At 68.2% G+C, this 26,328-nt stretch carries 25 protein-coding genes; 8 read left to right on the forward strand and 17 right to left on the reverse strand.

Features of this window, described 5'->3' with window-relative positions; all coding sequences use genetic code 11:
* The first annotated feature begins 70 nt into the window (after positions 1–70).
* The 6 genes from CRO50_RS17815 to CRO50_RS17840 all read left to right on the forward strand — a co-directional run bounded on the left by CRO50_RS17815 (position 71) and on the right by CRO50_RS17840 (position 6,525).
* Positions 71–502: a tripartite tricarboxylate transporter TctB family protein gene (locus tag CRO50_RS17815; protein ID WP_097147296.1), complete on the forward strand. Its 432-nt coding sequence runs from the start codon at positions 71–73 to the stop codon at positions 500–502.
* 10 nt (positions 503–512) lie between these two features.
* On the forward strand, positions 513–2,051 hold the full coding sequence (locus tag CRO50_RS17820; protein ID WP_097147297.1) for a tripartite tricarboxylate transporter permease: 1,539 nt from the start codon (positions 513–515) through the stop codon (positions 2,049–2,051).
* A gap of 156 nt (positions 2,052–2,207) precedes the next feature.
* Positions 2,208–3,413 (forward strand): PQQ-dependent sugar dehydrogenase, encoded by a 1,206-nt coding sequence (locus CRO50_RS17825; RefSeq protein WP_097147298.1) that lies wholly within the window; start codon positions 2,208–2,210, stop codon positions 3,411–3,413.
* Between the two features lie 116 nt (positions 3,414–3,529).
* Positions 3,530–3,991, forward strand: coding sequence for an NUDIX hydrolase (locus CRO50_RS17830; RefSeq protein ID WP_097147299.1), 462 nt, complete (start codon positions 3,530–3,532; stop codon positions 3,989–3,991).
* Positions 3,992–4,662: 671 nt separating this feature from the next.
* Complete coding sequence (locus CRO50_RS17835; protein WP_143516957.1) at positions 4,663–5,601, forward strand: hypothetical protein; 939 nt, start codon at positions 4,663–4,665, stop codon at positions 5,599–5,601.
* Between the two features lie 354 nt (positions 5,602–5,955).
* A complete protein-coding gene (locus tag CRO50_RS17840) occupies positions 5,956–6,525 on the forward strand; it encodes a pseudouridine synthase (RefSeq protein WP_097147301.1) in 570 nt (189 codons plus the stop codon).
* A gap of 64 nt (positions 6,526–6,589) precedes the next feature.
* Here CRO50_RS17840 and CRO50_RS17845 read toward each other — a convergent pair whose 3' ends face one another.
* The 12 genes from CRO50_RS17845 to phnG form a co-directional block, all read right to left on the reverse strand.
* Complete coding sequence (locus CRO50_RS17845; protein WP_097147302.1) at positions 6,590–7,990, reverse strand: TRAP transporter large permease; 1,401 nt, start codon at positions 7,988–7,990, stop codon at positions 6,590–6,592.
* Between the two features lie 4 nt (positions 7,991–7,994).
* The gene (locus CRO50_RS17850; protein WP_097147303.1) at positions 7,995–8,627 is read right to left on the reverse strand and encodes a TRAP transporter small permease subunit; all 633 of its coding nucleotides are present in this window, start codon (positions 8,625–8,627) and stop codon (positions 7,995–7,997) included.
* A gap of 69 nt (positions 8,628–8,696) precedes the next feature.
* On the reverse strand, positions 8,697–9,707 hold the full coding sequence (locus tag CRO50_RS17855) for a C4-dicarboxylate TRAP transporter substrate-binding protein (protein ID WP_097147304.1): 1,011 nt from the start codon (positions 9,705–9,707) through the stop codon (positions 8,697–8,699).
* Positions 9,708–9,922: 215 nt separating this feature from the next.
* Complete coding sequence (locus CRO50_RS17860; RefSeq protein ID WP_097147305.1) at positions 9,923–12,439, reverse strand: heavy metal translocating P-type ATPase; 2,517 nt, start codon at positions 12,437–12,439, stop codon at positions 9,923–9,925.
* Positions 12,440–12,553: 114 nt separating this feature from the next.
* The gene (locus tag CRO50_RS17865; RefSeq protein ID WP_097147380.1) at positions 12,554–13,711 is read right to left on the reverse strand and encodes an alpha-D-ribose 1-methylphosphonate 5-triphosphate diphosphatase; all 1,158 of its coding nucleotides are present in this window, start codon (positions 13,709–13,711) and stop codon (positions 12,554–12,556) included.
* Between the two features lie 8 nt (positions 13,712–13,719).
* Complete coding sequence (gene phnN, locus CRO50_RS17870) at positions 13,720–14,292, reverse strand: phosphonate metabolism protein/1,5-bisphosphokinase (PRPP-forming) PhnN (protein ID WP_097147306.1); 573 nt, start codon at positions 14,290–14,292, stop codon at positions 13,720–13,722.
* A gap of 1 nt (position 14,293) precedes the next feature.
* Complete coding sequence (phnL, locus tag CRO50_RS17875; RefSeq protein WP_097147307.1) at positions 14,294–14,977, reverse strand: phosphonate C-P lyase system protein PhnL; 684 nt, start codon at positions 14,975–14,977, stop codon at positions 14,294–14,296.
* An 83-nt stretch (positions 14,978–15,060) separates the two neighbouring features.
* Positions 15,061–15,843: a phosphonate C-P lyase system protein PhnK gene (phnK, locus tag CRO50_RS17880; protein ID WP_097147381.1), complete on the reverse strand. Its 783-nt coding sequence runs from the start codon at positions 15,841–15,843 to the stop codon at positions 15,061–15,063.
* Between the two features lie 52 nt (positions 15,844–15,895).
* Positions 15,896–16,777 carry an alpha-D-ribose 1-methylphosphonate 5-phosphate C-P-lyase PhnJ gene (locus tag CRO50_RS17885; RefSeq protein WP_097147308.1) on the reverse strand — a complete coding sequence of 294 codons (882 nt, stop codon included), beginning with the start codon at positions 16,775–16,777 and terminating at the stop codon, positions 15,896–15,898.
* Positions 16,778–16,886: 109 nt separating this feature from the next.
* Positions 16,887–17,993 carry a carbon-phosphorus lyase complex subunit gene (locus CRO50_RS17890; RefSeq protein ID WP_097147309.1) on the reverse strand — a complete coding sequence of 369 codons (1,107 nt, stop codon included), beginning with the start codon at positions 17,991–17,993 and terminating at the stop codon, positions 16,887–16,889.
* The gene (gene phnH / locus CRO50_RS17895) at positions 17,993–18,565 is read right to left on the reverse strand and encodes a phosphonate C-P lyase system protein PhnH (RefSeq protein WP_179747322.1); all 573 of its coding nucleotides are present in this window, start codon (positions 18,563–18,565) and stop codon (positions 17,993–17,995) included. The genes CRO50_RS17890 and phnH overlap by 1 nt, the downstream gene beginning before the upstream one ends.
* A gap of 5 nt (positions 18,566–18,570) precedes the next feature.
* Positions 18,571–18,984, reverse strand: coding sequence for a phosphonate C-P lyase system protein PhnG (gene phnG, locus CRO50_RS17900; protein ID WP_232617685.1), 414 nt, complete (start codon positions 18,982–18,984; stop codon positions 18,571–18,573).
* Between the two features lie 157 nt (positions 18,985–19,141).
* Here phnG and phnF point away from each other — a divergent pair, with 157 nt between their 5' ends.
* Both phnF and CRO50_RS17910 read left to right on the forward strand, forming a co-directional pair.
* Entirely contained in the window at positions 19,142–19,891 is a 750-nt protein-coding gene (gene phnF, locus CRO50_RS17905; protein ID WP_097147312.1) for a phosphonate metabolism transcriptional regulator PhnF, read from the forward strand.
* Positions 19,892–20,007: 116 nt separating this feature from the next.
* Positions 20,008–21,192, forward strand: a complete 1,185-nt coding sequence (locus CRO50_RS17910) for an alpha-D-ribose 1-methylphosphonate 5-triphosphate diphosphatase (RefSeq protein ID WP_097147313.1) — start codon at positions 20,008–20,010, stop codon at positions 21,190–21,192.
* A gap of 112 nt (positions 21,193–21,304) precedes the next feature.
* Here CRO50_RS17910 and CRO50_RS17915 read toward each other — a convergent pair whose 3' ends face one another.
* The 5 genes from CRO50_RS17915 to phnC form a co-directional block, all read right to left on the reverse strand.
* Positions 21,305–21,922, reverse strand: coding sequence for an LbetaH domain-containing protein (locus tag CRO50_RS17915; protein WP_097147314.1), 618 nt, complete (start codon positions 21,920–21,922; stop codon positions 21,305–21,307).
* 74 nt (positions 21,923–21,996) lie between these two features.
* A complete protein-coding gene (phnE, locus tag CRO50_RS17920; protein WP_097147315.1) occupies positions 21,997–23,319 on the reverse strand; it encodes a phosphonate ABC transporter, permease protein PhnE in 1,323 nt (440 codons plus the stop codon).
* Positions 23,316–24,197 (reverse strand): phosphonate ABC transporter, permease protein PhnE, encoded by an 882-nt coding sequence (gene phnE, locus CRO50_RS17925; RefSeq protein ID WP_097147316.1) that lies wholly within the window; start codon positions 24,195–24,197, stop codon positions 23,316–23,318. The genes phnE (CRO50_RS17920) and phnE (CRO50_RS17925) overlap by 4 nt, the downstream gene beginning before the upstream one ends.
* Before the next feature lie 84 nt (positions 24,198–24,281).
* The gene (phnD, locus tag CRO50_RS17930; protein WP_097147317.1) at positions 24,282–25,181 is read right to left on the reverse strand and encodes a phosphonate ABC transporter substrate-binding protein; all 900 of its coding nucleotides are present in this window, start codon (positions 25,179–25,181) and stop codon (positions 24,282–24,284) included.
* 64 nt (positions 25,182–25,245) lie between these two features.
* On the reverse strand, positions 25,246–26,058 hold the full coding sequence (gene phnC, locus CRO50_RS17935; RefSeq protein WP_097147318.1) for a phosphonate ABC transporter ATP-binding protein: 813 nt from the start codon (positions 26,056–26,058) through the stop codon (positions 25,246–25,248).
* Between the last annotated feature and the right edge of the window lie 270 nt (positions 26,059–26,328).

The following is a 26,328-nucleotide window of genomic DNA, read 5'->3' on the forward strand; positions in this document are numbered from 1 at the left end:
AACCCGGCGCGCGGCGGGCCCCGGGTCCGCCTTCTCGCCCGCCGCGCGCCTTTAATTCCGGGAGGTCAGAATGAGCGACCGTATCTTCGGAGCCTTCGGGCTTCTCCTTGCCCTGTTTTACGCCTGGGCCACCCTGCAGATCGAGGAAAGCTTCCTGTCGGACGAGGTCGGCCCCAAGACCTTCCCGCTGGTCATCGCGGCGATCCTGGGCCTGGCCTCGGCGATCATCGCCCTGCGCCCCGACAAAGACCCGGTCTGGCCGCCGCTCGGCCGCCTGGCCGAGATCGGTGCCGCCGTGGTGGTCATGATCCTCTATGCGCAATACCTGCCCGAAGCGGGCTTCGTCATCGCCACCGCGCTGGCCGCCAGCTACCTGACCTGGCGCCTGGGCACCCGCCCGCTGCAATCGCTGCTGGTCGGCGCCTGCACCTCGGTCGGCATCTACGTCATCTTCCATCTCGTGCTCGGGCTCTCGCTGGCCCGCGGCCCGCTCGGCTTCTGAGGAGATCCCGATGGACATCATGTCTTCCCTCGGTGACGGCTTCCTGATCGCCCTCACCTGGCAGAACCTCGGGCTAGCGGTGCTGGGCTGCTTCCTCGGCACGATCATGGGCGCCCTGCCCGGCCTCGGGCCGTCGAACGGCGTCGCCATCCTGATCCCGCTGGCCTTCACCCTGGGGCTCGGCGCCACGCCCTCGCTGATCCTGCTGACCTCGGTCTATTACGGGGCGATGTACGGCGGGCGCATCAGCTCGATCCTGCTGGGCATTCCGGGCGATGAACCGGCGATGATGACCGTGCTCGACGGCCACCCCATGGCCAAGCAGGGTCGCGCCGGAGAGGCGCTGTCGCTCTCGGGCGTGGCCTCTTTCGTCGGCGCCTTCCTGGCCACCTGGGGCCTGATCTTCCTGGCGCCGCAGCTGGTCAAGTTCGCCCTGCTCTTCGGCCCGGCGGAGTACTTCGCCCTCTTCGCCCTGGCCTTTGCCACCCTCGGCGGGGTCTCTTCGACCAACCAGGCCAAATCGGCCTTCGCCGCCATGCTGGGCCTCGGCCTTGCGGTGGTCGGTGTCGATACCCAGACCGGCGTGCCGCGCCTGACCTTCGGAGAGGTCCACCTCTATGACGGCCTCGACTTCCTCGTCGCCATCGTCGGCCTCTTCGCCCTGTCCGAGGTCTTCATCTTCCTCGAGCACCGCCACGGATCGGCCGATGCCGAGGGCAAGAAGATCGAAGTCGGTCGCCTGACGCCCTCGTGGTCGATGCTGAAGGCCTGCACCCCCACCATGCTGCGCACCTCGGTGCTGGGCTTCGTGGCCGGTGTCCTGCCCGGCGCGGGGGCCTCGCTTGGCTCCTTCATCTCCTATTCGATGGAGAAGAAGCTGGTCGACAAGGAGGGCACCTTCGGCCATGGCGATCCGCGCGGCGTGGCCGCGCCCGAAGCGGGCAACAATGCAGCCGCCGGTGGTGCGCTGGTGCCGATGCTGTCGCTCGGCGTGCCGGGATCGGGCACCACGGCGGTGCTGCTGGCGGTGCTCTTGTCGCTCAACATCACGCCGGGGCCCTTGCTGTTCCAGAACAACCCCGACGTGGTCTGGGGCCTGATCGCGGCGCTCTTCATCGCCAACATCATGCTGCTCTTGATGAACATCCCCATGGTCGGCCTCTTCACCCGCGTGCTGATGGTGCCGCCGCGCATCCTGATGCCCATCGTGGCCATGGTCAGCTTCGTCGGCATCTACGGCATCTCGGGCAGCTCCTTCGACCTGCTGGTGATGATCGGCTTCGGCGTCGCCGGCTGGGTGCTGCGCAAGCTCGACGTGCCGCTGGTGCCGATCATCCTCGGCACGCTGCTTGGCAACACGATGGAGAACAACCTGCGCCGCGCCGTGACCATCTCGAACGGCGACTACATGACCCTCGTCGACAGCCCGCTGTCCATCGGCCTCTGGACCGTCGCCATCGTCGGCTTCGTGCTGCCGATCTTCATCGGCAAGGTGGTCAAGGGGCGGATGCACGCCCGCCGCGACACCGAGGGCTCGACCTCGGACTGAGCCTCCGGCCTCCCCCCGAGGCCCTTGCAGCGCCCGGCCCCCGTGCCGGGCGCTTGCCGTTTCAAAGTGCTGAAATTCGCGCAAACCATGGGCAAAGCGCCGGATCACTCTACCTCAACGTGTGAATTCGACCATGAGACCCGAACCGGAGCCATCATGCAGAAGTCCGACCGTATCGCTGCCATCGCCGCACTGGCGGCCCTTGCCGCCCTGCTGCTGTCGACCACCCCCGCGTTGACCCAGGCCTTCAACCAGAAGCCGCCGAACGCAGAGGGCCAGCGCCCCGCCTTCCCCGAACAGACCCGCGCGCCGGTGCTGGACCGGGGCGTCACCCTCAGCCGCCAGGTCATCGCCTCGGGGCTGGAGAACCCCTGGGGCATGGCCGAGCTGCCCTCGGGCGGCTGGCTGGTCACCGAACGCCCCGGACGCATGCGCCTCGTCAGCCCCAAGGGCACGATCTCGGCCCCGATCCGCGGCCTGCCCAAGGTCGACGCCCGCCGCCAGGGCGGGCTGCTGGACGTGGTGGTGGCCGAGGACTTCGCCCAGACCCGCCGCCTCTGGTGGAGCTACGCCGAACCGCGTGGCGGCAGGCGCAACGGCACCTCCGTCGCCACAGGGGTGCTCTCGGAGGATGGTGCGGCAATGCGCGACGTGGCGGTGATCTTCCGGCAGGAACCCGGCTGGCGCTCGACCCTGCATTTCGGCTCGCGGCTGGTCTTCGACCGCCAGGGCGCGCTCTTCGTCACCACCGGCGAGCGCTCTGACCCCGAGCCGCGCCAGCTGGCCCAGGACCCCGGCACGCATCTGGGCAAGGTGCTGCGCATCTCGCCCCTGGGCGGCCCCGCCCGCGGCAACCCGATGCTGCCGGGCGCCGTGCCCGAGCTCTGGTCCCTTGGGCATCGCAACATCCAGGGTGCGGCCCTGGCCCCGGACGGAGAGCTCTGGACCGTCGAACACGGCCCCCGCGGCGGCGATGAGCTGAACCGCCCCGAGGCCGGGCGCAACTACGGCTGGCCGGTGATCAGCTACGGCGAGGGCTACTCGGGCCGTCCCATCGGCGAGGGCCGCACCGCCGCGCCGGGGATGGAGCAGCCGGTCTACTACTGGGACCCGGTGATCGCGCCCTCGGGCATGGCCTTCTACGATGGCTCGATGTTCCCCGACTGGCGCGGCTCGGTGCTGATCGGCGGGCTGGCCAGCCAGGCGCTGGTGCGGCTCGAGCTCGACGGCGACCGGGTGACCGGCGAGGCCCGCTACCTGCAGGGCCTGGGCCGCATCCGCGATGTGGCGGTGGCGCGCGACGGCGCGGTCATGGTGCTGACCGACAGCGGCAACGGCGCGCTGATCCGGCTGACGCCCTGAGCCCTCGCCCCCCTGTACCTTTCACCCTGTACCTTTCACCCTGAACCTTCGCAGCCCCGGCGTCTTCCGCTTCCCCGCGCGCTTGGCTAGGGTCGCGGCAGAAATTGGAGCCCGCCATGCCTGCCGCACCCAGCCACCCCGTCCCCGCCGTGCTCTCGGTCGCCCTGCGCGATGACGAGGTGCTGCTGGTGCGCCGCGCCAACCCGCCGGACGCCGGCCTCTGGGGCTTTCCGGGCGGCAAGGTCGACCTTGGCGAAACCCTCTCTGCCGCCGCCCTGCGCGAGCTGGAAGAAGAGACCGGCCTCAGGGCGCAATCCGCCGGGCCGGTCTTGGGCACCGAAGACGTGATCCTTGCTGACGAGAGCGGCGAGGGGCTGGCCTTTCACTACGTGCTGATCGCCCTGCTCTGCTCCCTGCCCGAGGACGCCCCCGTCCCCCGTGCCGCCGATGACGCGCTCGAGGCCGCCTGGGTGCCGCTTGCAGAGATCGCCGAACTGCCCTGCAGCGCCGGCGTCCTGGAGCTGGCCCGCCGCGCCCTGTCGCAGCGCGATGCCGCGGCACAAGACCCTGATCCTTAGGGGCTTTCTTGGCACCCTGACGTCCTGCGCCCGCTTGCCCAAGCAGAACCCTTGGGCATATCCGCCTGAGTAAATCACTCAACTATTTGATTTTGCTACATTTTCCCTTGCGACCCCGAAGGGCGCACGCTACATGAAGGCCAAGGACAGCAAGCCAGCCTCACGCCAGCCAGCTCCCCTTCCTGCCAGCGAGACAGGCACCGCCTGCTCCAGCCAGCTTTCCCGACATCGAGACCGCCCTGCGCAAGCGACGATGGCCCATGGCCCTTGCCAGCCCGGACGCGCGTCCCGATCCGCACCTGCGGGAAGACCCACCCAGCCCCGCCAGCGCGCGACGGAGCAGCCCCTTGGCCAGGAGGCTCCGTAGCCAGCCAGCAGAAGCAAGGCAGGGTCTTGCAGGGGCTCGAACCCTCCCCCGATCGTGCGATGATTCCCCCCGACGGGACGCCCGAACCGGCCAATGAGGCCGCGCCGAGGCTCCGCCCGGCCCTGCGCGCGCCTGCGACCTTTAGGTCATGCCCCCCGCCCGGAGCCGCGCGAAACCTCTCCATTTGCCCCCGGAAGGCCCACTTTCGACGGGATTTGCCGCAAGCCCTTCCAAGGTCGCATTTGCCAGCATCACATCCGGTCTAGGCTGCTCTGGTATTGTTAAGAGTTCAGCAGTTTCAGACATGGCGATAGCAGAGACACTAGAGCGGCGGCCGCTTCGCATTGGGTTGACGGGGCACGGAGCGATCCTCTCTCCCATCGGCAGCAGCCTCGAGATCGAGGCCGCGCGACGGCGGATGCGCTTGCGACTGCGCCGCTTTGACCAGGGCGCGAGGGGCGGGCGGGCACATCTCAGGGCGCTCATCGAGGCGGTGCGCAGCGAGGGGTTCGACCTGCTGCATTGCGCCGACCCCCTGCGCCGGGAGCTGACCGAGCTGATCCACGACAGCGCGGTGATCGCCGACAGATCGCAGCTTTACGACACGGTCTACCTGGACGAGACCGGCTCTCTGCAAGGCTATGACGCGGGCACCCTGGGGCTGCAGGATGCGCTGCAGGACTTTCTGAAGGACCGCGCTGCGGAACATGTGCTGATCCTCGGCGGCGGCTCCGAGGCGCAATCGGCGGCGCTGGCGCTGGTCGGGCTGGGGGTGAAGCGGCTGACCTTCCACGACCCCGACCTCAGCCAGGCAGCATCCCTGGCCAACCTGATGCAGCAGCGCGACGGTATCCGCTGTACGCTGCTGGCCTCGCTCGAAGGGGTCTTCCACGAGTTCTCTCGCCCCGGCATGACACGGGGCTGGATCGACGGGGTGATCCATGCGCCGGCGCAGGAGCGCGGCGCCGGGGTGCATGGCATCCAGCAGCTCGCCCCGCCGCTCTGGCTGGCCGATCTGGCCCCGCCCGACACGGCCTCGGGCCTTGGCCGACAGGCCCGCGCCGAGGGCTGCGCCCTGCTCACCGCCGAAGAGACCTGCCGTCACCGCGGCACAAGGCTGCTGACCTGCGCGCTGCAGCGCGAGGCCGACAGGGCTGCGACAAGTGCCGCTGAAATCGCCCCGGAACGGGCGGCAGAGCCGTCGCGGACAATGGCCGCGCAAGAGGCGCTGCGGTCGGGCTGAGCCGCCTCTCAGGCGCGCAACACCCCGGCCCGCAGCAGAAGCCACTCGGTGACGCCGCCCCGGCGCGGGGCGATCAGGCAGTGCAGTACGAAACGCAGCGGCGAAATCTCGGTCATGGTATCCCCCGATCCATGGAACAGCCTCGCGCCCCGGATAGCGCCCCGAGGTGACAGCGGTGTGACGCGGCCATGTCAGCCCGCTGAAGCCCGTGCCCTGCGCCCGGCCCAGAGGGCTGCGGCGCGGGGCGTGGCCCGCGGAGGGCCCCGCCCCGCGCGCCCGGACCTGCGGTCGGGCCTGCGGTTGTGACTGTCGGCACCACTGGATTTCCCCCCGCCCAGAGGCTAGTCAGCCTGCATGAGCCGCACCATCCTCTTCAACAAGCCCTTCGGCACCCTGCCCCAGTTCACCGACAAGGGGAGCGAGGGCAGCCCGCGCCCGACGCTCTCGGCGCATATCGACGTCAAGGGGGTCTACCCGGCCGGGCGGCTGGACCGGGACAGCGAAGGGCTGATGGTGCTGACCTCTGACGGGCGGCTGCAGGCGCGGATCGCCGATCCCAAGCACAAGCTGGCCAAGCGCTACTGGGTGCAGGTCGAAGGCCTGCCCGACGAGGCCGCGCTTGAGGCCCTGCGGCGCGGGGTCACCCTGAAGGACGGCCCGACCCGGCCCGCGAAGGCAGAAGCCATTGCCGAGCCCGAGGGCCTCTGGCAGCGCGACCCGCCGATCCGGGTGCGCAAATCCGTGCCCGACAGCTGGATCGCGCTGGAGCTCCGCGAGGGCCGCAACCGCCAGGTGCGCCGCATGTGCGCCCATGTGGGCCACCCCTGCCTGCGCCTGATCCGCGCCTCCATCGGCCCCTGGAGCCTCGACGGCCTGCAACCGGGCCAGTGGCGCGACGCCCCCGACCTGCCCCTGCGCGGCTGAGCACCGCAGAAACGCGAAGGGGCGCGCCGATGCGGCACGCCCCCCGTTTGCCCCTGGCGTCCGGTCAGGCCAGCGATGGCAGCCAGAGCACGATCTGCGGGAAGGCCACCAGGCCCGCGATGGTCAGCGCATCGGCGACGAAGAAGGGCGCCACGCCGCGGAACACGTCCTGGACCGAGACCTCGGGCCGCACACCCGCCACCACGAAGCAGTTGAGCCCGATGGGTGGCGTGATCAGACAGAACTCCGCCATCTTCACCACCAGGATGCCGAACCAGATCGCGCACATGGGGCCCGACATGCCGAAGGTGCTGTCGGCGGCCGAGACCAGCTCTCCGCCGTTCAGCGCCATGACCGCCGGGTAGACCACCGGCAGGGTCAGCAGCAGCATGCCGATGGCATCCATGAACATGCCCAGCACCGCATAGGCCAGCAGGATCATCACCAGCGTCAGCATCGGCGCCTGGTCGAGCCCCGAGATCCAGTCCGAGAAGGCCCGCGGCAGATCGGCGAAGCCCAGGAAGCGGACATAGATCAGCACGCCCCAGATGATGGTGAAGATCATCGCGGTCAGCTTGGCGGTCTCGATCAGCGCTTCCTTCAGCTGGCCCCACTTCAGCCCGTTGATCAGCGCCATGACGAAGACCACGGCCGCGCCAAGTGCGCCGCCCTCGGTGGGCGTGCCCCAGGGGTCGCCGCCGAAGGGGTTGTAGATGAAGAAGACGATGATGAAGACGACGAAGAAGATCGGGAAGGCCGGCGGCAGGGCCGCCAGGCGCTGACGCCAGGTGAAGCCGCGCACGGGCGGGCCGAACTTCGGCCAGACCAGCGCCATCGAGACGATCAGCCCTCCATAGACCAGCGCAGAGAAGGCCCCGGGAATGAAGCCCGCCAGCAGCAGCTTGCCCACGTCCTGCTCGACGATGATCGCGTAGATGACCAGGATGGCCGAGGGCGGAATGAGGCTGGCCAGGGTCCCGCCGGCCGCAACAACTCCGGCCGCGAAGCGCTTGTCGTAGTTGAGTTTCAGCATCTCGGGGATAGCGATGCGCGCGAAGACCGCCGAGGTGGCGACCGAGGCGCCCGAGACCGCCGCGAAGCCCGCCGTGGCAAAGACGGTCGAGACCGCAAGACCGCCCGGCAGCCAGCCGACCCAGCGTTTGGCGGCCTCGAAAAGCGCCTTCGTCAGGCCCGCGTAATAGGCCAGGTAGCCGATCAGGATGAAGGTCGGAATGAGGCTGAGAGACTGGCTGGCGACCTTGGAATGGGGCACCTGGCCCGCGGTCTTCACGGCGATGGTCATGGCGCGGCCGAAGCGGTCGGGCTCGTAGCCGAACTTGGCCCAGAAGATCCAGAAAAGCCCCACAAGGCCGGCGATGCCGGCGGCGAAGGCCACCCGCATGCCAAGGACGACGATGACCAGCAGGAAGGCCGAGACGGCAATGCCGATTTCAATGGGTTCCACGGTCTTACTCCTTGCCGCCCGAGACGAGTTCTGCCTCTTCGGCGGCCAGCTCCGCCGCCGATCGTACCAGCGGCACCGCCACCGGCTCGGCCAGGTTCTGCGCGAAGGCGCGCGCGTAGCCCCAGAGCTGCAGCACCAGCCGCAGCGCCAGCACCGAGAAGGCCACCGGCGCCAGCAGTTTCGCGGGCCAGAGCGGCAGGGCAATGTCGATGGAGCTGTCGCGGCTCCAGAGCGGGCGGGTGAAATCGAAGCTGCGCTCGAAATGGGCCCAGGAGCCCCAGATCAGCAGCACGATCAGCACCAGCATGAAGGCAGTGGTGATGAACTCTGCCCCCCAGAGAGCGCGGCCCTTCAGGCGTCCCACCAGGATGTCCATGCGGATGTGGCCTCCATCACGCTGTGTGAAGGAAACCCCCATGAAGGCGATCAGGGGCATCAACTGTTGAATCCAGTCAACATAGCCCGGCAGCGGCGCGTTGAAGAGGTTGCGGCCCCCGACCGAGACCACCGCCAGTACCATCAGCGAGAAGACCGCGATGCCCGACAAGAGCGCCATGAAGCGCTCGACGCGGTAAAGACCGCGATCTATCTGCGACAGCCTGCCGCCATCGGTCAGCACTGAGGAATGCCCTGCCATATCCGCCCCTTTACCTTTCAAAAAAGACCGCCCCGACAATATCTTGCGGGGCGATCTTGAAGTTAAGGATTACATCTGCGCCTTGGCGAGCGCATCCATCATCACGTCGTAGAGTTCCTGCGCGGGCAGGCCCTGTGCAGACATGTCGGCAATCCACTTCTCGCGGATCGGATCAGCGGCCTTGGCGCGGAAGGCGGCCAGGTCCTCTTCAGAGAAGGTGACCTTCTCGACGCCGCGCTCTTCCAGCACCTGGTCCCACTGCTCGTAGATCTTGCCGTAGGCTTCCAGGTAGTGATCCATCACCACCGGAATGGCCGCGTCCAGCGCCTCGCGGTGCTCGTCAGAGAGCATCTCGTAGGCGTCGGTATTGACCACGACCGGGCAGTTCACGGTGCCGGGGTTGAGGTTGGTGGTCCACCAGTCCGCCATGTCGATGGTGCGGAAGCTGAGGTGGGCGTGGGGGGCGAAGGCCACGGTGTCGACGGTGCCGGAATCCAGCGCCGCATAGGCTTCGGACGAGGTCACCGAGGTGGGCACGGCGCCCACGGTGCGGAAGGCCTCGCCGATACCGCCGGTGGCGCGCACGCGCATGCCGTCGAAGTCTTCCAGCGTGGTGCGCGGCTCGCCCGTGCCGACCAGGTTGTACTGGGGCAGCGGCGAGGGCATCAGCAGCTTGGCGTTCCAGCGGCCCAGGTCGTCCTGAACTGCGGGGTGGTTGTAGACGGCCATCGAGACGGCGATCTCTTCTTCCAGCGTGTTCACGCCCAGGAAGGGCAGTTCGAGCACGGTGATCGAGGGGTTCTTGTCGCGGTGGTAGCCGGCGCAGAACTGCGCCATCTCGAAGGCACCGATCGAGATCCCATCGAGGTTCTCGGTGTTCTTCGACAGGCCGCCGTAAGAGATGTTCAGCGTGAACTCACCGTCGGTGGTCTCGTCCAGGACCTCGGCCAGCTTTTCCACGTGACTGGTGAAGGCGCGCGCCTTGCCCCAGAGCGAGACGTTCCACTCTTCCGCACCCGCAGGCAGGGCTGCACCAAGGCACAGCGCCGCAGCAGCGGCGCCGGTCAAAAATGTCTTCATGATTTCCTCCCATGTGCGGCCCCTCCTCCGGGACCGTTCGTGGGGTCGGAGACTAAAGGCTCAGACCTGTCACGCAAGAAAATTCCTCTACCTACTAACGGGTAGAGAGGTGGCAGGCGCGCGACCGGGGAATTTCCCGAAACCCTGCGGAAAAGGCCGCCGGATCAGTGGGTAAGTCGGGATTATTTCACTTTCTCAACATTTTGCCCTATGGATCACTGCAAAGCCTGCTGCACGCGGCGCAGCCTGAGCGCATTGGTCACCACCAGCACCGAGGAGGCCGCCATGGCCGCCGAGGCCAGCATGGGCGACAGCAGGGGCCCGTCCCAGAGGGTCAGCAGACCCGCCGCCACGGGGATCAGCGCGACGTTGTAGGCGAAGGCCCAGAAGAGGTTCTGGCGAATATTGGCCATGGTGCGCCGCGAGAGCTCGAGCGCGGTCGGCACACCGCGCAGGTCGCCACCGACCAGCACCACCTCTGCCGCCTCCATGGCGATATCGGTGCCGGAGCCCATGGCCACGCCCACATCCGCCGCCGCCAGGGCCGGCGCATCATTGATGCCGTCGCCGGCAAAGGCCACCGGCCCGCCCTCGGCGCGCAGGTCCTCGACCGCGGCGGCCTTGTCCATGGGCTTCACGCCCGCGCGGATCATCTCGATGCCGAGCGCGGCGCCGACGTGGCGCGCGGCGGCCTCGCTGTCGCCGGTCACCATGGCGGGCCGCAGCCCCTGGGCCTTGAGCGCCGCGATGATCCGGGGCGCCTCCTCGCGGATCACGTCCGAGACCGAGAGCACCGCCAGCACCTGCGCGTCGCGCTGCGCATAAAGCACCGTGGCGCCGGTGCCCTCCCATTCGGCGGCCTGTTCGGCCAGCGCCTGGGGTAGCGGCACGGTCAGGAAATCGCGGTTGCCGATGCGCAGCTCACTACCTTCAGAACGCCCCGTAAGGCCTTCTCCGGAAATGGCTTTCACCTCTTCTACCTCGGGCAGATCCAGGCCGCGCTCCTGGGCGGCGCTGACGATGGCATGGGCGATGGGATGCTCAGAGCGGCTTTCCAGCGCCGCCAGCAGGGCCAGCGCCGCATCCTCGTCACCCTCTGCCATCACGCCGCTCAGCGCGGGCTTGCCGAGGGTCAGCGTGCCGGTCTTGTCGAAGGCCACCACCCGCACGTCGCGCAGCTTCTGCAGCGCGTCGCCACGGCGGAAGAGCACCCCCAGCTCGGACGCCCGGCCCGTGCCAACCATGATCGAGACCGGCACCGCCAGCCCCATGGCACAGGGGCAGGCCACCACCAGCACCGAGACCGAGGCCACCACCGCGTTGCCGAAGCCACCCCCGAAGGCCAGCCAGGCCACGAAGGTGACGAGGGCGGCGAGGATCACCGCGGGCACGAAGACCTGCGCGACGCGGTCGACTAGGTTCTGCACCGGCAGCTTTGCGCCCTGCGCCTCGTCCACCGCCTGCATGATGCGCGACAGCATGGTGTCACCGCCGGTGGCCGTGGCACGCATCACCAGCGCCCCTGCCCCGTTCACCGTGCCGCCGATCACCGGGTCGCCGGGGCGGCGGGTGGCGGGGATGGGCTCTCCGGTCACCATGCTTTCGTCGATGTCCGAGCTGCCCTCGGTCACCACCCCGTCGACCGGCAGGCGGTCACCGGGGCGCAGGGCGATCAGGTCGCCCGGTTCCAGCGCCGAGACGCGCACGGAAGAGAGCGTGCCATCGGGGGCCTGCAGAAGCGCCTCGCGCACCTGCAACCCGGCCAGGCGGCGGATCGCGGCAGAGGCCTGCCCACGGGCGCGCGCCTCCATCCAGCGACCAGCCAGGATCAGCGTGACGATGACGGCGGCGGCCTCGAAATAGACATGCGCCGCGCCCTCGGGCAGCAGCGCGGGGGCGAAGGTGGCCACCGTCGAGAAGGCCCAGGCGGCCGAAGTGCCTAGAACCACCAGCGCATTCATGTCCGGGGCGAGATGGCGCAGGGTGGGCAGACCCATGCGGAAGAAGCGCGCGCCGGGCCAGGCCAGCACCAGCGTGGTCAGCAGAAACTGCACCACGTTCGAGGCGGTCATGCCGATGTTCATGGCGACCCAGTGGTGGAACGCGGGAAAGACATGTCCGCCCATGGCCAGAACCACCACCGGCAGCGACAGGGCGCCTGCGATCAGGGTGTCGCGCTTCAGGCCCTTGGCCTCGGCGGCCTGGCGGGCTTCGGCCTGCTCGGCGGCGCTGGCGCCCGAAAGCGCCTCTTGCGCGCCATAGCCTGCCGCCTCGACGGCGCGGATCAGCGCCTCGGGCGTCACCGCCCCGGTCAGCACCCGCGCCCGCGCGGTGCTGTTGGCCAGGTTGAACCCGGCCTCCTCGACGCCCGGCACCGCGCGCAGGGCGCCTTCGATCCGCGCCGCGCAGGATCCGCAGGTCGCGCCGTCGATCTCGAGAACCAGGGTGGTTTCAGAGGCAGGATAGCCCGCCTCGGCCAGTCGCGCCGCCGCCATGTCGGGGGTCAGCGAGCCGTCGTGGTCGATCTCGGCCCGCCGGGTGGCCAGGTTGACCCGCGCAGCCGTGGTGCCGGGCATCTCGCTCAGCGCCGTTTCGGCGCGGCGCACGCAGCCGCCGCAGTGCATGCCCGTGACTTCCAGCGTCAGGGTGCCCGAAGTGCCCGAGGGCTTGGCCCCGGAGGACGGGTTTTCGGAAGATTGGGGGGCCCCGGCGTCGGTCAGCCTCTGGTCCATGCTGCACCACCTTTCAGGCGCTAGATGGGACCTGACCATCGCAAAGGTCAAGTGGCGCGCCGCGAACCGTGTTCCGGCGCGCCTGCCCTGGGAACAGGCCCAGAGGCTTCTTGCTCAGCCCGCGCGGGCGCCTTCGACGAAGACGCCGCGCAGCACGGGCACATTGCCGCGTTTGGCGAAGCGGATCAGGTCGGCGCGCTGACCGATCTCCAGCGCCCCCCGGTCCGTCAGCCCCGAAGCCCGCGCCGGCGCCACGGTCACCGTGGCAAGGCCGCGCGCCATGTCGCCCCAGTGCTCACCCAGCTGCACCGCAGCCTGCAGCAGCGCCGCCGGCACGTAGTCAGAGCTGAGGATATCCAGCAGCCCGAGGTCCGCCAGCTCCGCCGCCGAGACATTGCCCGAGTGAGAGCCGCCCCGGATCAGGTTCGGCGCGCCCATGATCACCTTGATGCCATGGTCATGACAGGCCCGCGCCGCCTCGACCGTGGTCGGGAACTCCGCCAGGCCGATGCCGTGGCCTGCCGAGGTCTCGACCTGGGCGCGGGTGGTGTCGTCATGGCTGGCCAGCACCGCGCCGTAGCGCGCCGCCGCCTCGACCGAGGCGGCCTCGTGCCGCTCGCCCAGGCGGGCGTGCAGATCGAAGAGGAACTCGACATATTTGTCGAAACCCTCTTTCGACAGGCCATGCTTGCCGCAGACATAATCCTCGAACTTCGAGATATCGCTGAACTGGCGCTGCCCCGGCGTGTGATCCATCAGCGAGACGATACCGACGTTGTCCTCGGGGCCGAACTCGGAAAGCTCCTCGATCAGGGTTTCCGAGCAGGTCTCGGCGCGCAGGTGCAGCTTGTGGCTGATCTTCAGCGCGCCCGCCTTGCGCATCACGGCGATCTCGTCGGCCATCGGGCGAGCGTAGCGACGGTAATCCCCGCGCGAACCCTCGACGATGGAGCCTACCCGGATCGCGTCGAAGACGGTGGTGATGCCGCAGCCGCAGAGCTCGGCGTCATGGGCGACGATGGCGGCGTGATGCGGCCAGTGGACCTTGGGGCGCGGGGTGATGTGGCGTTCCAGGTTGTCGGTGTGCAGCTCGACCAGACCGGGCGCCAGGTAGTCGCCCTCGCAATCCACCGCGCCCGCGGGCACGGCGCCAGAGCCGATCTCGGCGATCTTGCCGTCGCGCACCACGAGATGCCCCGAACGGGTCTCGCCCGGCAGGACCAGGGTCACATTGGCCAGGACCATCTCGGCCTGGCGGGTGCTGTTTGCCATCTCGTCTTTCATTTCACATGTCCCATGTCGGCATCGGCGCCGATCTGCTGCGCGTCCAGAATTTGCAGGACGGCCCGGACGGTGTCGTCCAGGGCGCCCGAATTGTCCACCTCATGCGGCACGACGCCCTCGGGCAGGGCAAAGCCCGCACGGGCCAGCCGCCGCTCGATCTCTGCCGCATCCTCGCGGCCCCGCGCGGCCAGCCTCTCGGCCAGCACCGGCAGCGGCGCGCTCAGCAGCAGGCAGGCAAAGCCCGGCACCCGCCGCTGCGCCTCGGGCAGCACCCCGCGCGAGAGGTTCACCAGCAGGTGCTGCCCCGCCGCCAGCTGATCCAGAACGGCACGCGGCACCCCGTAATTCAAGCCATGCGCCTGCCAGGAAAGCAGGAACTCCCCCGCCGCCGCGCGGGCGGCGAAATCCGCCTCGGTCGTGCCCTCGAAATCCTCACCACCCGCTTCCGTGGGGCGGGTGATGACCCGGCGCACCAGGGCGATGCCGGGGCGCGCCTCGGCCACCGCCTGCATGACGCTGTCCTTGCCGACGCCCGAGGGGCCGACGACGCCAAGAAGCTTTCCGGCCATCTCAGGCCACCTTCGCGGGCGTGAAGCCGGTCACGTCGACCTCGCGGTCACAGACCCGGTCGCGGGCCTCGACGTCGTGAAAGATCCCCACGATGGCCGCGCCCCGCGCCTTGGCCTCTTCGATCAGCTGCATCACCTGCTCGCGGTTGGTGGCATCAAGGCTGGCGGTCGGCTCATCCAGCAGCATGGCAGGGTACTGGCGCGCGAAGCCCCGCGCGATGTTCACCCGCTGCTGCTCGCCCCCCGAGAAGGTGGTGGGCGAAAGCCCCCAGAGCCGCTCGGGAATGTTGAGCCGGGTCAGCAGCGCGGCCGCGCGGGCCCGCGCCTCCCCGGCCTCGACACCGACCGAAAGCAGAGGCTCGGCCACCACGTCCAGCGTCGGCACACGGGGCACCACGCGCAGGAACTGGCTGACATAGCCCAGCACCTCGCGGCGCAGCCGCAGGATCTCGCGCGGTGCGGCGGCGGCCACATCCACATCGCCCACCATGATCCGGCCCGAGGCCGCCAGGTAATTGCCGTAGATCATCCGCATCAGGGTGGATTTCCCCGCCCCCGAGGCGCCAACCAGCGCCACGCATTCGCCGGCGGCGACCTGCAGCGAGGCGCCCTCCATCACCGGGATCACCGCCGCGCCCTGATTGTGCAGGGTGAAGGTCTTGCTGACGTCCTGTACCGAGATCATGGTCCCGCCCTGTTCCTGTTTCATCCGATGGCTCCAAATACTGCGGGGGTCCGGGGGCAGAGCCCCCGGCCTCGCCGCGCCTATCACACCTGCAATACCGAGCTGACCAGCAGCTGGGTATACTCATGCTGCGGATCGTCCAGCACCTGGTCGGTCAGGCCGGTTTCCACCACCTGCCCCGACTTCATCACCATCAGCCGGTCCGCCAGAAGACGCACCACGGCAAGGTCATGGGTCACGATGATCGCCGAGAGCCCCATCTCGCGCACCAGCCCGCGCAGGAGATCCAGCAGGCGCGCCTGGACCGAGACATCAAGCCCGCCGGTCGGCTCATCCATGAAGACCAGCCGGGGACCCGTCACCAGGTTGCGGGCGATCTGCAGCCGCTGCCGCATGCCGCCCGAGAAGGCGGTCGGACGATCATCCACCCGGTCCTCGGCAATCTCGACCCGGCCCAGCCAGTCGACGGCCTGTTCGCGGATATTGCCGTAGTGCCGCGCACCCAGCCCCATCAGCCGCTCGCCCACGTTGCCGCCCGCGCTGACATTCATCCGCAGTCCCTCATGGGCATGCTGATGCACGAAGGCCCATTCGGTCCGCGACAGCATCCGCCGCTCGGGCTCGCTCATGGTCACCGTGTCGACCATCCGGCCGGCGCGATCAAACAGCACATGCCCCCGGTCCGGCGCCAGATGCCCGGCGAGGCAATTCAGCAGCGTCGTCTTGCCGGAACCGCTTTCGCCGACGATGCCCATGACCTCACCGGGGTGCAGATCGAAAGAGACCGCCTCGCAGCCCACGCGGCTGCCATAGTACTTGGCCAGCCCCTCGACCCGCAGCAGCGGGCCGGTGTCGATATCGGTCATGTCCTTCATTGGTCCTCGCTCCATCCGGTTGCCGGGGTATTCATCCGGTCGCTCATGCCGCATCCTCCGCCACGCCCAGGGCGCCGACATGGCCCGCCTCGCGCCGCTCGCGGCAGAAGTCGGTGTCCGAGCAGACATACATCCGCCCGCCCGCGTCATCGGTGATCACCTCGTCGAGATAGCTCTCGCCCGCGCCGCAAAGATCGCAGCACTGCGGCGCCTTCATGCGCTGGAAGGGGTAGTCCTCGAAGTCGAGGCTGACCACCTGGGTATGGGGCGGAATGGCGTAGATCCTTTGCTCGCGGCCCGCGCCGAATAGCTGGATGCCCGACATCTCGAGCTTCGGGTTGTCGAACTTGGGGATCGGGCTGGGATCCATCACGTAGCGCCCCTCGACCTTCACCGGATAGGCGTAGGAGGTGGCGATCTCGCCGTGCCGCGCGATATCCTCGTAAAGCTTCACATGCATCAGGCCATATTCCTCGAGCGCATGCATCTTCCGCGTCTCGACCTCAGAGGGTTCGAGGAAGCGCAGCGGCTCGGGGATCGGCACCTGGTAGACCAGCACCTGGCCCTCGGTCAGGTCACGCTCGGGGATGCGGTGGCGGGTCTGGATGACGGTGGCCTCGGTGGTCTTCTCGGTGGTCTCCACCTGGGCGACCTTCTCGAAGAAGCGCCGGATCGAGACCGCGTTGGTGGTGTCATCGGCGCCCTGGTCGATCACCTTGAAGCGATCCTCGGGCACCATGATGGCCGCCGAGATCTGCACGCCGCCGGTGCCCCAGCCATAGGGCATGGGCATCTCGCGGCTGGCGAAGGGCACCTGGTAGCCCGGAATGGCCAGGCCCTTCAGCAGCGCCCGCCGGATCATCCGCTTGGTCTGCTCGTCGAGATAGGCGAAGTTGTACTCGCCCGAGATCTGTTCCGCGCTCATGCTCCGCACTCCCTGGACATGGGCACCACGCCCCCTGCCCCTATCCGATGGCTGAAAATACTGTCGCCGAAGGCTTCGGCCCCGCAGGGGACGAAATCGCGCTCTCCGTTCATTCTGCCGCCTCCTGATGCCCTGCCTCGTCCGCCTCGCGGCGGATCTTGCGCACCAGCTCCAGCTCGGACTGGAAGTCGACGTAATGAGGCAGCTTGATATGCTCCAGGAAGCCCGTCGCCTGGATATTGTCGCAGTGATAGAGGACGAATTCCTCGTCCTGCGCCGGCGCGCCCTTGTCGTCCTCGCCGAACTCCTTCCAGCGCAGCGCCCGGTCGACCAGCGCCATGGAAATCGCCTTGCGCTCGGTCTGGCCGAAGACGAGGCCATAGCCGCGGGTGAACTGCGGCGGCTCGGACTTCGAGCCCAGGAACTGGTTCACGGTCTCGCATTCGGTCAGCACCACCTCGCCGATCTCGATGGCGAAGCCCAGCTCGGGGATCTCGGCCTCGACGGCGACCGTGCCGATGCGCAGCTCACCGACGAAGGGGTGGTTCTTGGCGTAGCCCCGCTGGGTCGAATAGGCCATCGACAGCACGAAGCCCTCGTCGCCACGGGTCAGGCTCTGCAGGCGCAGGGGCCGCGCGGCGGGAAGCTCCAGCGGCTGGCGGGTCAGGTCGTCGGGCTGATCCTCAGCGGGCGCAGGCGCGATCTCCTGCTGGATCAGACCTTCCTTGTTGAGGAACTCGGTCACCCGCGGCATCTGGGGATGGTCCTCCGCGCCAGCCTCGGGCGCGGCCTCGGGACGTTCCAGCCCCTCCGCTTCCAGTGCGAAATCCAGCAGCCGGTGCGTGTAGTCGAAGGTCGGCCCCAGCACCTGCCCGCCCGGCACATCCTTGAAGGTGGCCGAGATCCGGCGGTCGCATTCCATCGCCCCCGTGTCCACGGGCAGCGAATAGCCGAAACGCGGCAGGGTCGTGCGATAGGCCCGGATCAGGAAGATCGCCTCGATCAGGTCGCCGCGCGCCTGCTTGATCGCCAGGGCCGCCAGGTCGGGATCGTAGAGAGACCCCTCGGCCATCACCCGGTTCACCGCCAGCGCCAGCTGTTCGCGGATCTGCGGGATCGTGAGCTCGGCCACGGAGGGATCCCCGCGCCGCGCCTCGTCCAGCCACTCATGGGCATTGTCGATGGCCTTCTCGCCACCTTTCACCGCCACATACATCAGAGAGCCTCCTCGATCCGGGTCGAGCGCGGCAGCGCCCAGAGGCTCGCCCCGCGGGTGAAGTAGAAATCGAGCCCCAGCGGGAATTGCGCCCGGTTGGCCTCGAAACAGCTGCGCTCGGGCAACAGGGCCGCCCGCGCCTGCTTCAGGCCGGGACCCGAGAGGCTGACCTCGACGCCCTGCCAGGCCCCGTCGACGATCAGCGTCGCCGAGCGGTCGGGATATTCCGCCGTGCCCTGGGGATAGGCCGTCAGCGCGCCAAGCGCCTGCCAGGTGCCAAGGGCGAAGGCCGCCTCACCGGCGCCTGTCAACGGCGCGCCACAGTGGAAGGTGATCCAGTCGCGCACCTCGGCGCGGTCGTGATCGCCCGCCAGATGCACCGGCGTCTCGGGGTCGCAGAGCACCAGCAGCAGGGTCGCCGCCGCCGGGCTGACCGGCGCGGGCGCCTGGGCCAGGTCGCTCAGCTCGCGAAGGCTGCCGGGCTGCGCCATGGCCTCCAGCGCGGCGCGGAATGCGCGGGCCGATTGCCGGGGCGCATCGCTGAAACCGCCCATCAGGGCCTCACTTGCCATCGCCATCAGTCTTCTCCCCGAACCATGGTGAAGAAATCCACCTTCGTGCCGGCGGCCTTGCCGGCGCGGGCGGCCTTGGCGGCGGCCATCTCGGCCTCCAGCACCGCCAGCAGCTCCGCGCGCAGGCTCTCGGCCTCGACGCCCTGCATGCCGGCATCGACCAGGGCCGCGATCTCGGCCTTCCGGCGGTCGCGCCCCTGCACCATGGCATGGCCCACCCGGCCGTCCGAGAGCTTCAGCGCGCAGCGCGTCACCGTCATCTCGCCAAGATTGAAGGCCGCCCCGGTGCCGCCGGCCCGGCCCCGCACCATCATTCCGCCCACCTCGGGCGCCCGCAGCCAGCCGAAACCGGGGGCCGCGCCCCGCGCTTCCCACAGCTCTGCCAGCCGCGCCGGGGGCGCCTTGGCCAACAGAGACATCCAGCCGCGCCGGGCCTTCTCTGCTTCCGTCAATTCGCGCGCTTCCGCCATTAGACACCTTGCCGATTTGTCTAGATTACTATACAACTAGACAAATCATTACGCCCCGGCCCCTCATCGCACAAGCCCCGGCGGCAAACATCCGGATGAAATTTTGATGACAGATGCAAAGACCCACGGGCCACGGAAGACGGCTCTCTGGCGCTCGATCGCGGATGCGCTGACCAATGACATCGCCAGCGGGCGCTACCGCCCCGGCGACCGGCTGCCGACCGAGGCCGAGCTCTCGGCCCGTTTCGGGGTCAACCGCCACACGGTGCGCCGCGGCCTGGCGGCGCTGGCCGAAGCCGGGCTGACCCATGCCCGCCGCGGCGCCGGGGTCTTCGTGGCGCAGAGCCCCACCGATTATCCCATCGGGCGCCGGGTGCGCTTTCACCAGAACATCCGCGCCGCGGGCCGCCTGCCCGCCCGCCGCATCCTGCTGAAGGAGAGCCGCGCCGCCACCCTCGACGAGGCCGAGATACTGGCCATCGCCCAGGGTGCGCCGGTCTTCGTCACCGAGGGGCTCTCGCTGGCCGATGATCAGCCCATGGCGCTCTTCCGCTCGATCTTCCCGCTCGACCGCCTGCCCGGCATGCCCGCCTCGCTCGAGCGGCTCTCGTCGATCACCCTGGCCCTGCGCGACAACGGCATCCCCGATTACACCCGCGCCTGGACCCGCGTGACGGCGAAGCTGGCCAATGCCCACCAGGCGCTGCACCTGCAGGTGAAAGAGGGCGACCCGATCCTGCGCACCACCTCTCTCAACGTCGACCCGACGGGCGCGGCACTGGAATACGGGCGCACCTGGTTCGCGGGCGACCGGGTGACCCTGACGCTTGGCGGAGACGACGACCAGGGGGGCTGAATGGGGACCGGGCCAGAACCGGGCGGGCGCGCGCAATTCTGCGCCGGGGCCGGCGAAACGTCACGCTGACGATACAATCGCAGGTTATCCACAACGCAGAAAACCCGAGCAGAGTCATGCCAGTTACATTGCCCAGTTTGCGTCTCACAGGCGCCCAGGTCCTGCGCGACGGCGCGCTGCAAAGCCGTTCCATTGCCTTCGCCGAGGGCCGCATCACCCGCGGCCCCCTGCCCGAGATCGACCTGTCGGGCTACCTGGTCCTGCCCGGTATCATCGACCTGCACGGCGATGCCTTCGAGCGCCATATCGCCCCCCGCCCCTCGGCGCCCTTCCCCGTCGAGACCGGCCTGCGCGCCACCGACCGCGAGGCGGCCGCCAATGGCGTGACCACCGCCTGGCTGGCGCAAAGCTGGAGCTGGGAGGGCGGCGCGCGCAGCCCCGCCTTCACGCTGGAGCTGCTGGAGGCGCTGGCGCGCTACCGCCACCACCATGCGCTGACCGACCTGCGGGTGCAGATCCGCTGCGAGACCCATACCGTCGAGACCGAGTCCCGGCTGCTCTCTGCCATCCGCGACCACGGCGTCGACTACGTGGTCTTCAACAACCACCTGGAAGAGGCCGCGCAGATGATGGCCGCCCGCCCCGAGGACCTGATGGTATGGGCGAAGAAGGCCGGGCGCAGCCCGCAGGAGCACATGAAGATCGTGCAGGAGGCCAAGCGCCAGGCCCGCGAGGTGCCGCGCTACCTCTGTCGCCTGGCCGAGCAGTTCGACAGCATGGGCGTGACCTACGGCAGCCATGACGATCCCGATGGCGAGACCCGAGAGACCTTCTCGATGATCGGCGCCAAGATCTGCGAGTTCCCCACGGCGCGGTCGGCGGCAGCGCTGGCCCATGCGGTCGGGGACCCGATCCTTATGGGGGCGCCCAACGTGGTGCGTGGCGGCTCGCAATCCGGCAATATCGCCGCCGAGGAGCTGATCCGCGCCGGCCTCTGCGATGCGCTGGTCTCGGATTACTACTACCCGGCGCTGCACCAGGCCGCCTTCGCCCTGGTGGACCGGGGCATCCTGCCGCTGGCCGCCGCCTGGGAGATGGTCTCGACCCGCCCGGCCGAGATCCTGCGCCTGCACGACCGTGGCCGCCTGGCCCCCGGCCTGCGCGCCGACATGGTGGTGATCAACGAGGACACCCGCGCCATCGAGGCGACGATCTCGGGGGGGCGCATTGCCCATCTGGCAGGCGAGGCCGCGCATCGTTTCGCCATGCCGCCGCAACGCAACGCCATGGCGGCAGAGTAACCAGCACGGGGTGAAGGCCAGGACAAGGGCGGGGTGACCCCCGCCCTGCACCGCCGCATCGCGCACCCGTAGGGCGGGGTTTCACCCCGCCGCCGGTTTCACCCCGCCGCCCTCAGCCCTCGTATTTCTCGAGAAACGCGAGCGCGGGCAGTTGGCGGAAGTCTTCAAGCCTTTCGCGCAGGACATCATGGTCCCAGTCCCACCAGGCCAGGGCCATCAGGCGCTCGGCCACCTCCGGGGGCTGGCGCAGGCGCAACACCCTGGCGGGGGTGCCGGCCACGATGGTGTAGGGGGCCACGTCCTTCGTCACCACCGCCCCCGAGGCCACCACCGCCCCATGGCCCAGCGTCACCTCGGGCTTGATCATCGCGCCATTGCCGATCCAGGTATCATGGCCGATCACCGCGCGCCGGGCGCGGCGGCGGCGGAAGAACTCTTCATCCACCTCCGCATCGTCCCAGTAGTCGGACGAGCGATAGAGGAAGTGGTGACAGGCCGCCGTCTCCAGCGGGTGATCCGTGGCCCCGATCCGGGTGAAGGCGGCGATATTTGCAAACTTGCCGACCGAGGCATTTGCAATATCGGCATAGCGGTCGCAATAGGCGTAATCGTCGAAGCTGGACCAGGCGATGCGGCTGCCCTTTCCGATCTCGACGTAGCGGCCAAGGCTGGTTTCGGTCAGCTCCACATCGGGATGCAGGTAGGGCTCTGTTGCGCTGAGACGGGGCATTGTCGTGCTTTCATGAACCGAGGGACCGCCCCCGGCGGGAGTAGTTTCAGCCATCGCATGGAAGAAGACGAGGGTTAATGTCCACCCTCGTCGCCCTTGATGAGCCGCCGCCGCAGCCAGCCAGAGAAACTGTCCATGGCAAAGACCATCAGGATCACCAGCACGATGTAATAGCTCACCTCTTCCCAGTCCTTCTGGGTGATCATCGCCTGGGTCAGCATCAGGCCGATGCCGCCGCCGGTGATGGCACCGATCACCGTGGCCGAGCGGGTGTTGCTTTCAAAGAAGTAAAGCACCTGGCTCAGCAGCACCGGGGTCACCTGCGGGATCACCCCGAAACGGTAGCGCTGCACGGGCTTCGCGCCGGTCGAGCGGATGCCCTCGATCTGCTTCTCGTCGACGTTCTCCAGCGATTCCGAGAAGAGCTTGCCGAAGCTGCCGGTGTCGGTGAGCAGGATCGCCAGCGCCCCGGTCATCGGGCCGGGGCCGAAGGCGCGGGCCAGGATGATGGTCCAGATGAGCGCATCCACGCCACGGAAGAGGTCGAAGAGCCGCCGGAAGGCCTGGCGCACCAGCAAGAGCGGCGTGAAGTTGCGCGCTGCCAGGAAGGCCAGCGGCAGGGCCAGGATGGCCGCGCCGAAGGTGCCCAGGAAGGCCATCTGCACGGTCTCGAAGAGCGCCCAGGCCACATCCACGTGGCGCCACATCGAATTGTACCAGAAATCATGCCAGATCGCGCCCGCCTCGCCACCTGCGGCGCGGCTGACGATCTGGCCCAGCGACAGACCGTGATAGGGGCTGTCGAGGGTGAAGAAGAACAGCTCCCAGCCGGTGGAATAGCGGAAGACCTCGGTGCGGTTGCGGGTGATGGTCAGCCGCCCCGCCTCGGTGGTGATGGCCACCCGGTTCTTCGAGGCGTTGATCCACTCGGGCATCTCGCCTGCGGGGAAGGTGGCATTGACCCCGCCACTGCCCGGCGCGGCGGTAATTAGACCATAGCCCGGCAGATCGTATTCCACGTGATCGGCGAAGTAGCGCACCTCGTGCCCCTTGGGCAGCGTGATGACGGTGGTCTCGCCCGCGACCGACACCCAGTCCGGATGCGTGCCCTCTGGGTAGCGGCCCTTGCGCTCTCCCTCGATCGAGAATGCCACCTCGCCCGAGCGATTGTCACGGGTGACATGGGTCTTGTAGCTGTAGGTATCGCGCACCAGCTTCTGGCCGTTCTCCAGGCTGGCCGAGCCCAGCAGGGCCGGCACGTTGAAGGCGAAGAAGGCATAGGCCAGATAGACCAGCACCAGCGCGGGCAGTGCGAAGGCCAGCAGGCGCTTGCGGCGGAAGATCTGTTCGGCCTGGGATTTCAGGCTCGGGGCGTGGGCCTCTGCGGTCATGGTCATGCCAGCATCTCCCCTTTCTTGCGACCATGGGTCAGCAGGTCTCGGAAATAGCTCGAACACTGGTCCACCGCGACGATGGTCAGGAAGAGCAGGATGAAGATGGCCGCGGCGGAATCATACCGCCCCTGGCCCCAGGAGATGGCGTTCTTCAGCTCGTAGCCGATGCCGCCTGCGCCGACGAAGCCCAGGATGGCCGAGGCGCGGATGTTGATCTCGAAGCGGATCAGCGCGTAGCTGAGGTAGTTGGGGGCCACCTGCGGCATCACCCCAAGCACCATGCGCTGCGTCCAGTTGGCGCCGACCGAGGCCAGGCCCTCGACGGGTTTCAGCGAAGCGTTCTCGTTGACCTCCGAGAAGAGCTTGCCGAGCGCGCCGACCGTGTGGAAGGCGATGGCGATCATCGCCGGCACCGGGCCGCCGCCCAGCACGAAGATCAGCACCAGCGCGATGACGATCTCGGGGACGGCCCGCATCACGTCCATGATGCGGCGGAAGACGGGGATCAGGCGCGGCCAGCGCGCCAGGCCGCGGGTCGCCAGCATCGACAGGATCGTTCCGCCAAGGGCGCCGAAGAGGGTCGAAACGGCGGCGATGTTGATCGTTTCGATCAGCGCCGGGAAGAATTCGACGATATGGCCCGGCAGCTCCGCCCGCTTCTCCCATGCTTCGCTCAGCACGGACTTCGGGAAATCGAAGACCCGGTGCAGACCCTCCCAGAAGCCGCCCGCGTTGCGGCTGTCGGCCAGCATGAAGCCCGAGGCCATGAGGGCCACGAAGATGGCCAGCAGAATACCGGAATAGAGCCGCTTCCGTTTCATCTGCGCGAAATACTCGGCACGGACGTTCACGGAGGGCTGCGCCTTGGCGCTGTCACTCATCTTTGGCCTCTCGGGGATCTTGGGGCGTTGCGTGCAACGGAAATGGCGGGCCCCCTGGGGGACCCGCCGGAAGGCAATGCTGCCTTACATCTTCGACTTGCGGGCCGCGATGATCGACAGGTAGGCGTCATGGGCGATCGGCTTGAAGCCCAGCGCTTCACCGGCGGCGACACCGTAGAAGCAATCCTCGTCCTTCTCCTTCAGGCCGGCCATCAGCTCGATCATGGTGGCCTTCACGTCCTCGGGCAGGACCTTGCGCAGCACGACGGGGCCTTCGGGGATGGGCTTGGAGCGCCAGATCTCGACCAGGTCGTTCATGTCGACGAGGCCCGCATCCACGGCCTTGCGCAGGGCGCCGGAGTTGAAGCCGTCTTCCCAGTTGCCCATGCCGTCGGCCCAGGTCACGCCGCCGTCGACGTCGCCGTTGTTGACGGCAACGATGGTCTGCTCGTGACCGCCGGTGAAGACGACCTCACCGAAGTAATCGCCGTTTTCCATGGTGGCGCCGGTCAGCTCGGGGATCTCGATCGAGGGGATCAGGTAGCCGGAGGTCGAGTTCGGGTCACCGAAGCCGAACTTCTTGCCCTGCATGTCTTCCAGCGAGGCAATGCCGGCGTCCTTGCGGGCGAAACCGATGGAGTAATAGCCGTAGGAGCCATCCAGGTTGGTCTTGACCAGCACCGGCTCGACCGCCTCGGGGTCTTCCAGGTAGGTCTTGGCGTAGCCGGAGGCACCCAGCCAGGCCATGTCGATGGTGCCGCCCAGCAGGCCCTGGATCACGCCGTCGTAGTCGGCGGGGGTGAACAGCTTGACCGGAACGCCAAGGGCTTCCTCGGTGTAGTCGACCAGGCACTGGTTCGACTGCACGCGGTCCTGGGCGTTTTCGCCACCCAGCACGCCGATGCGGAATTCGGTGATTTCCTGGGCGCCGGCGGCGGAAACCAGGGCAGTGGTGGCCAGGGCGGCCGCGATCAGTTTTTTCATCTTTTCAGCTCCTTGAATATGTCCCGGAGCGTCCTGCCCCGAAACAGATGAAATTCGGGGTCGTTCAGGCAGGCACCGCCGCCGCCTTGGCAGAGCGGTCGAGGGCGCCGATCTCGGTCGAGGTGGCCTCTTCCGAGAAACTGGCATCGGCGCCGTAGATCTCGCGCGCCATGTCGGTGGTCAGCTGTTCGGGCGTGCCGTCGAAGACGATGCGCCCGGCGCGCATGCCGATCACGCGGTCGCAGTAGCGGCGCGCGGTATCCAGCGTGTGCAGGTTGGCGATGACCATGCGGCCGTCTTCCTCGTGGATGCGGCGCAGGGCCTCCATCACCACCTGGGCGTTCATCGGGTCGAGCGAGGCAATCGGTTCATCCGCCAGGATGATTTTCGGGTCCTGCATCAGGGCGCGGGCGATGGCCACGCGCTGCTGCTGGCCCCCCGAAAGCGCCTCGGCCCGCTTCGGCGCGTGCTCGGCGATGCCGAGGCGGTCGAGGATGTCGATGGCGCGGTGGATGTCCTCGTTCGGGTAGAGGTTGAACAGCGTCGAGACCGTCGAGCGCCGGTTCAGCGTCCCGTGCAGCACGTTCGACACCACGTCCATGCGCGGCACCAGGTTGAACTGCTGGAAGATCATCGCGCAATCGGCCTGCCAGGCGCGCTTCTCGGCGCCACCCAGGCCGGTGATCTCGCGGTCCTCGAAGGTGATGCTGCCCGAGGTCGCGTCCTCGAGCCGGTTCAACATGCGCAGCAGCGTCGATTTCCCTGCGCCGGAGCGCCCGATGATGCCGATCATGGCCGGCTTTTCCACCTGGATGCTCGCGGCATCCACAGCGGTATTGCGGCCGAATTTCTTGGTCAGTTGCGCGATGCGAAGCACTTGATCACCTCTCAGGTCCTAGAGGCGGGTGCTATTGGGGAAGCAAAACGAAATTGTATCGCTTTGAATATACTTTTGTGACACCCCGGCGCGGCCCCCGGTTTGGCCCCCCGGTTTGGGCCCCTGCCGGGGCGAAACCTAAAATCGCAAGGGAACTCATGCGGGCTGGCGGCTGATTTTAAGGCAAAGGTAAGCTCTCGAAACCTATCGTTACGGGGTGAACCGACCTCGGGGGCCCGCCTGGTGGAAGGTCTTCGGGCCGGTGCCGTC

Source organism: Pseudooceanicola antarcticus, from assembly GCF_900215355.1.
In the GTDB taxonomy this organism is placed as follows: Bacteria; Pseudomonadota; Alphaproteobacteria; order Rhodobacterales; family Rhodobacteraceae; genus Pseudooceanicola; species Pseudooceanicola antarcticus.

Excerpts from the sequence above, each read along its gene's own strand:
- CRO50_RS17885 (WP_097147308.1), bottom strand. The coding sequence starts at position 16,777 with ATGAGCGCGGAACAGATCTCGGGCGAGTACAACTTCGCCTATCTCGAC.
- CRO50_RS17860 (WP_097147305.1), bottom strand. The coding sequence starts at position 12,439 with ATGGACCAGAGGCTGACCGACGCCGGGGCCCCCCAATCTTCCGAAAAC.
- CRO50_RS17840 (WP_097147301.1), top strand. The coding sequence starts at position 5,956 with ATGAGCCGCACCATCCTCTTCAACAAGCCCTTCGGCACCCTGCCCCAG.
- CRO50_RS17825 (WP_097147298.1), top strand. The coding sequence starts at position 2,208 with ATGCAGAAGTCCGACCGTATCGCTGCCATCGCCGCACTGGCGGCCCTT.
- phnK (WP_097147381.1), bottom strand. The coding sequence starts at position 15,843 with ATGACCGATATCGACACCGGCCCGCTGCTGCGGGTCGAGGGGCTGGCC.
- phnD (WP_097147317.1), bottom strand. The coding sequence starts at position 25,181 with ATGAAAAAACTGATCGCGGCCGCCCTGGCCACCACTGCCCTGGTTTCC.
- CRO50_RS17815 (WP_097147296.1), top strand. The coding sequence starts at position 71 with ATGAGCGACCGTATCTTCGGAGCCTTCGGGCTTCTCCTTGCCCTGTTT.
- CRO50_RS17850 (WP_097147303.1), bottom strand. The coding sequence starts at position 8,627 with ATGGCAGGGCATTCCTCAGTGCTGACCGATGGCGGCAGGCTGTCGCAG.
- phnN (WP_097147306.1), bottom strand. The coding sequence starts at position 14,292 with ATGGCCGGAAAGCTTCTTGGCGTCGTCGGCCCCTCGGGCGTCGGCAAG.
- CRO50_RS17820 (WP_097147297.1), top strand. The coding sequence starts at position 513 with ATGGACATCATGTCTTCCCTCGGTGACGGCTTCCTGATCGCCCTCACC.
- CRO50_RS17865 (WP_097147380.1), bottom strand. The coding sequence starts at position 13,711 with ATGGCAAACAGCACCCGCCAGGCCGAGATGGTCCTGGCCAATGTGACC.
- CRO50_RS17830 (WP_097147299.1), top strand. The coding sequence starts at position 3,530 with ATGCCTGCCGCACCCAGCCACCCCGTCCCCGCCGTGCTCTCGGTCGCC.
- CRO50_RS17890 (WP_097147309.1), bottom strand. The coding sequence starts at position 17,993 with ATGTATGTGGCGGTGAAAGGTGGCGAGAAGGCCATCGACAATGCCCAT.
- CRO50_RS17915 (WP_097147314.1), bottom strand. The coding sequence starts at position 21,922 with ATGCCCCGTCTCAGCGCAACAGAGCCCTACCTGCATCCCGATGTGGAG.
- phnL (WP_097147307.1), bottom strand. The coding sequence starts at position 14,977 with ATGATCTCGGTACAGGACGTCAGCAAGACCTTCACCCTGCACAATCAG.
- phnG (WP_232617685.1), bottom strand. The coding sequence starts at position 18,984 with ATGTCTCTGTTGGCCAAGGCGCCCCCGGCGCGGCTGGCAGAGCTGTGG.
- phnH (WP_179747322.1), bottom strand. The coding sequence starts at position 18,565 with ATGGCAAGTGAGGCCCTGATGGGCGGTTTCAGCGATGCGCCCCGGCAA.
- CRO50_RS17855 (WP_097147304.1), bottom strand. The coding sequence starts at position 9,707 with ATGAAGACATTTTTGACCGGCGCCGCTGCTGCGGCGCTGTGCCTTGGT.
- CRO50_RS17835 (WP_143516957.1), top strand. The coding sequence starts at position 4,663 with ATGGCGATAGCAGAGACACTAGAGCGGCGGCCGCTTCGCATTGGGTTG.
- phnE (WP_097147315.1), bottom strand. The coding sequence starts at position 23,319 with ATGACCATGACCGCAGAGGCCCACGCCCCGAGCCTGAAATCCCAGGCC.
- phnF (WP_097147312.1), top strand. The coding sequence starts at position 19,142 with ATGACAGATGCAAAGACCCACGGGCCACGGAAGACGGCTCTCTGGCGC.
- phnE (WP_097147316.1), bottom strand. The coding sequence starts at position 24,197 with ATGAGTGACAGCGCCAAGGCGCAGCCCTCCGTGAACGTCCGTGCCGAG.
- CRO50_RS17910 (WP_097147313.1), top strand. The coding sequence starts at position 20,008 with ATGCCAGTTACATTGCCCAGTTTGCGTCTCACAGGCGCCCAGGTCCTG.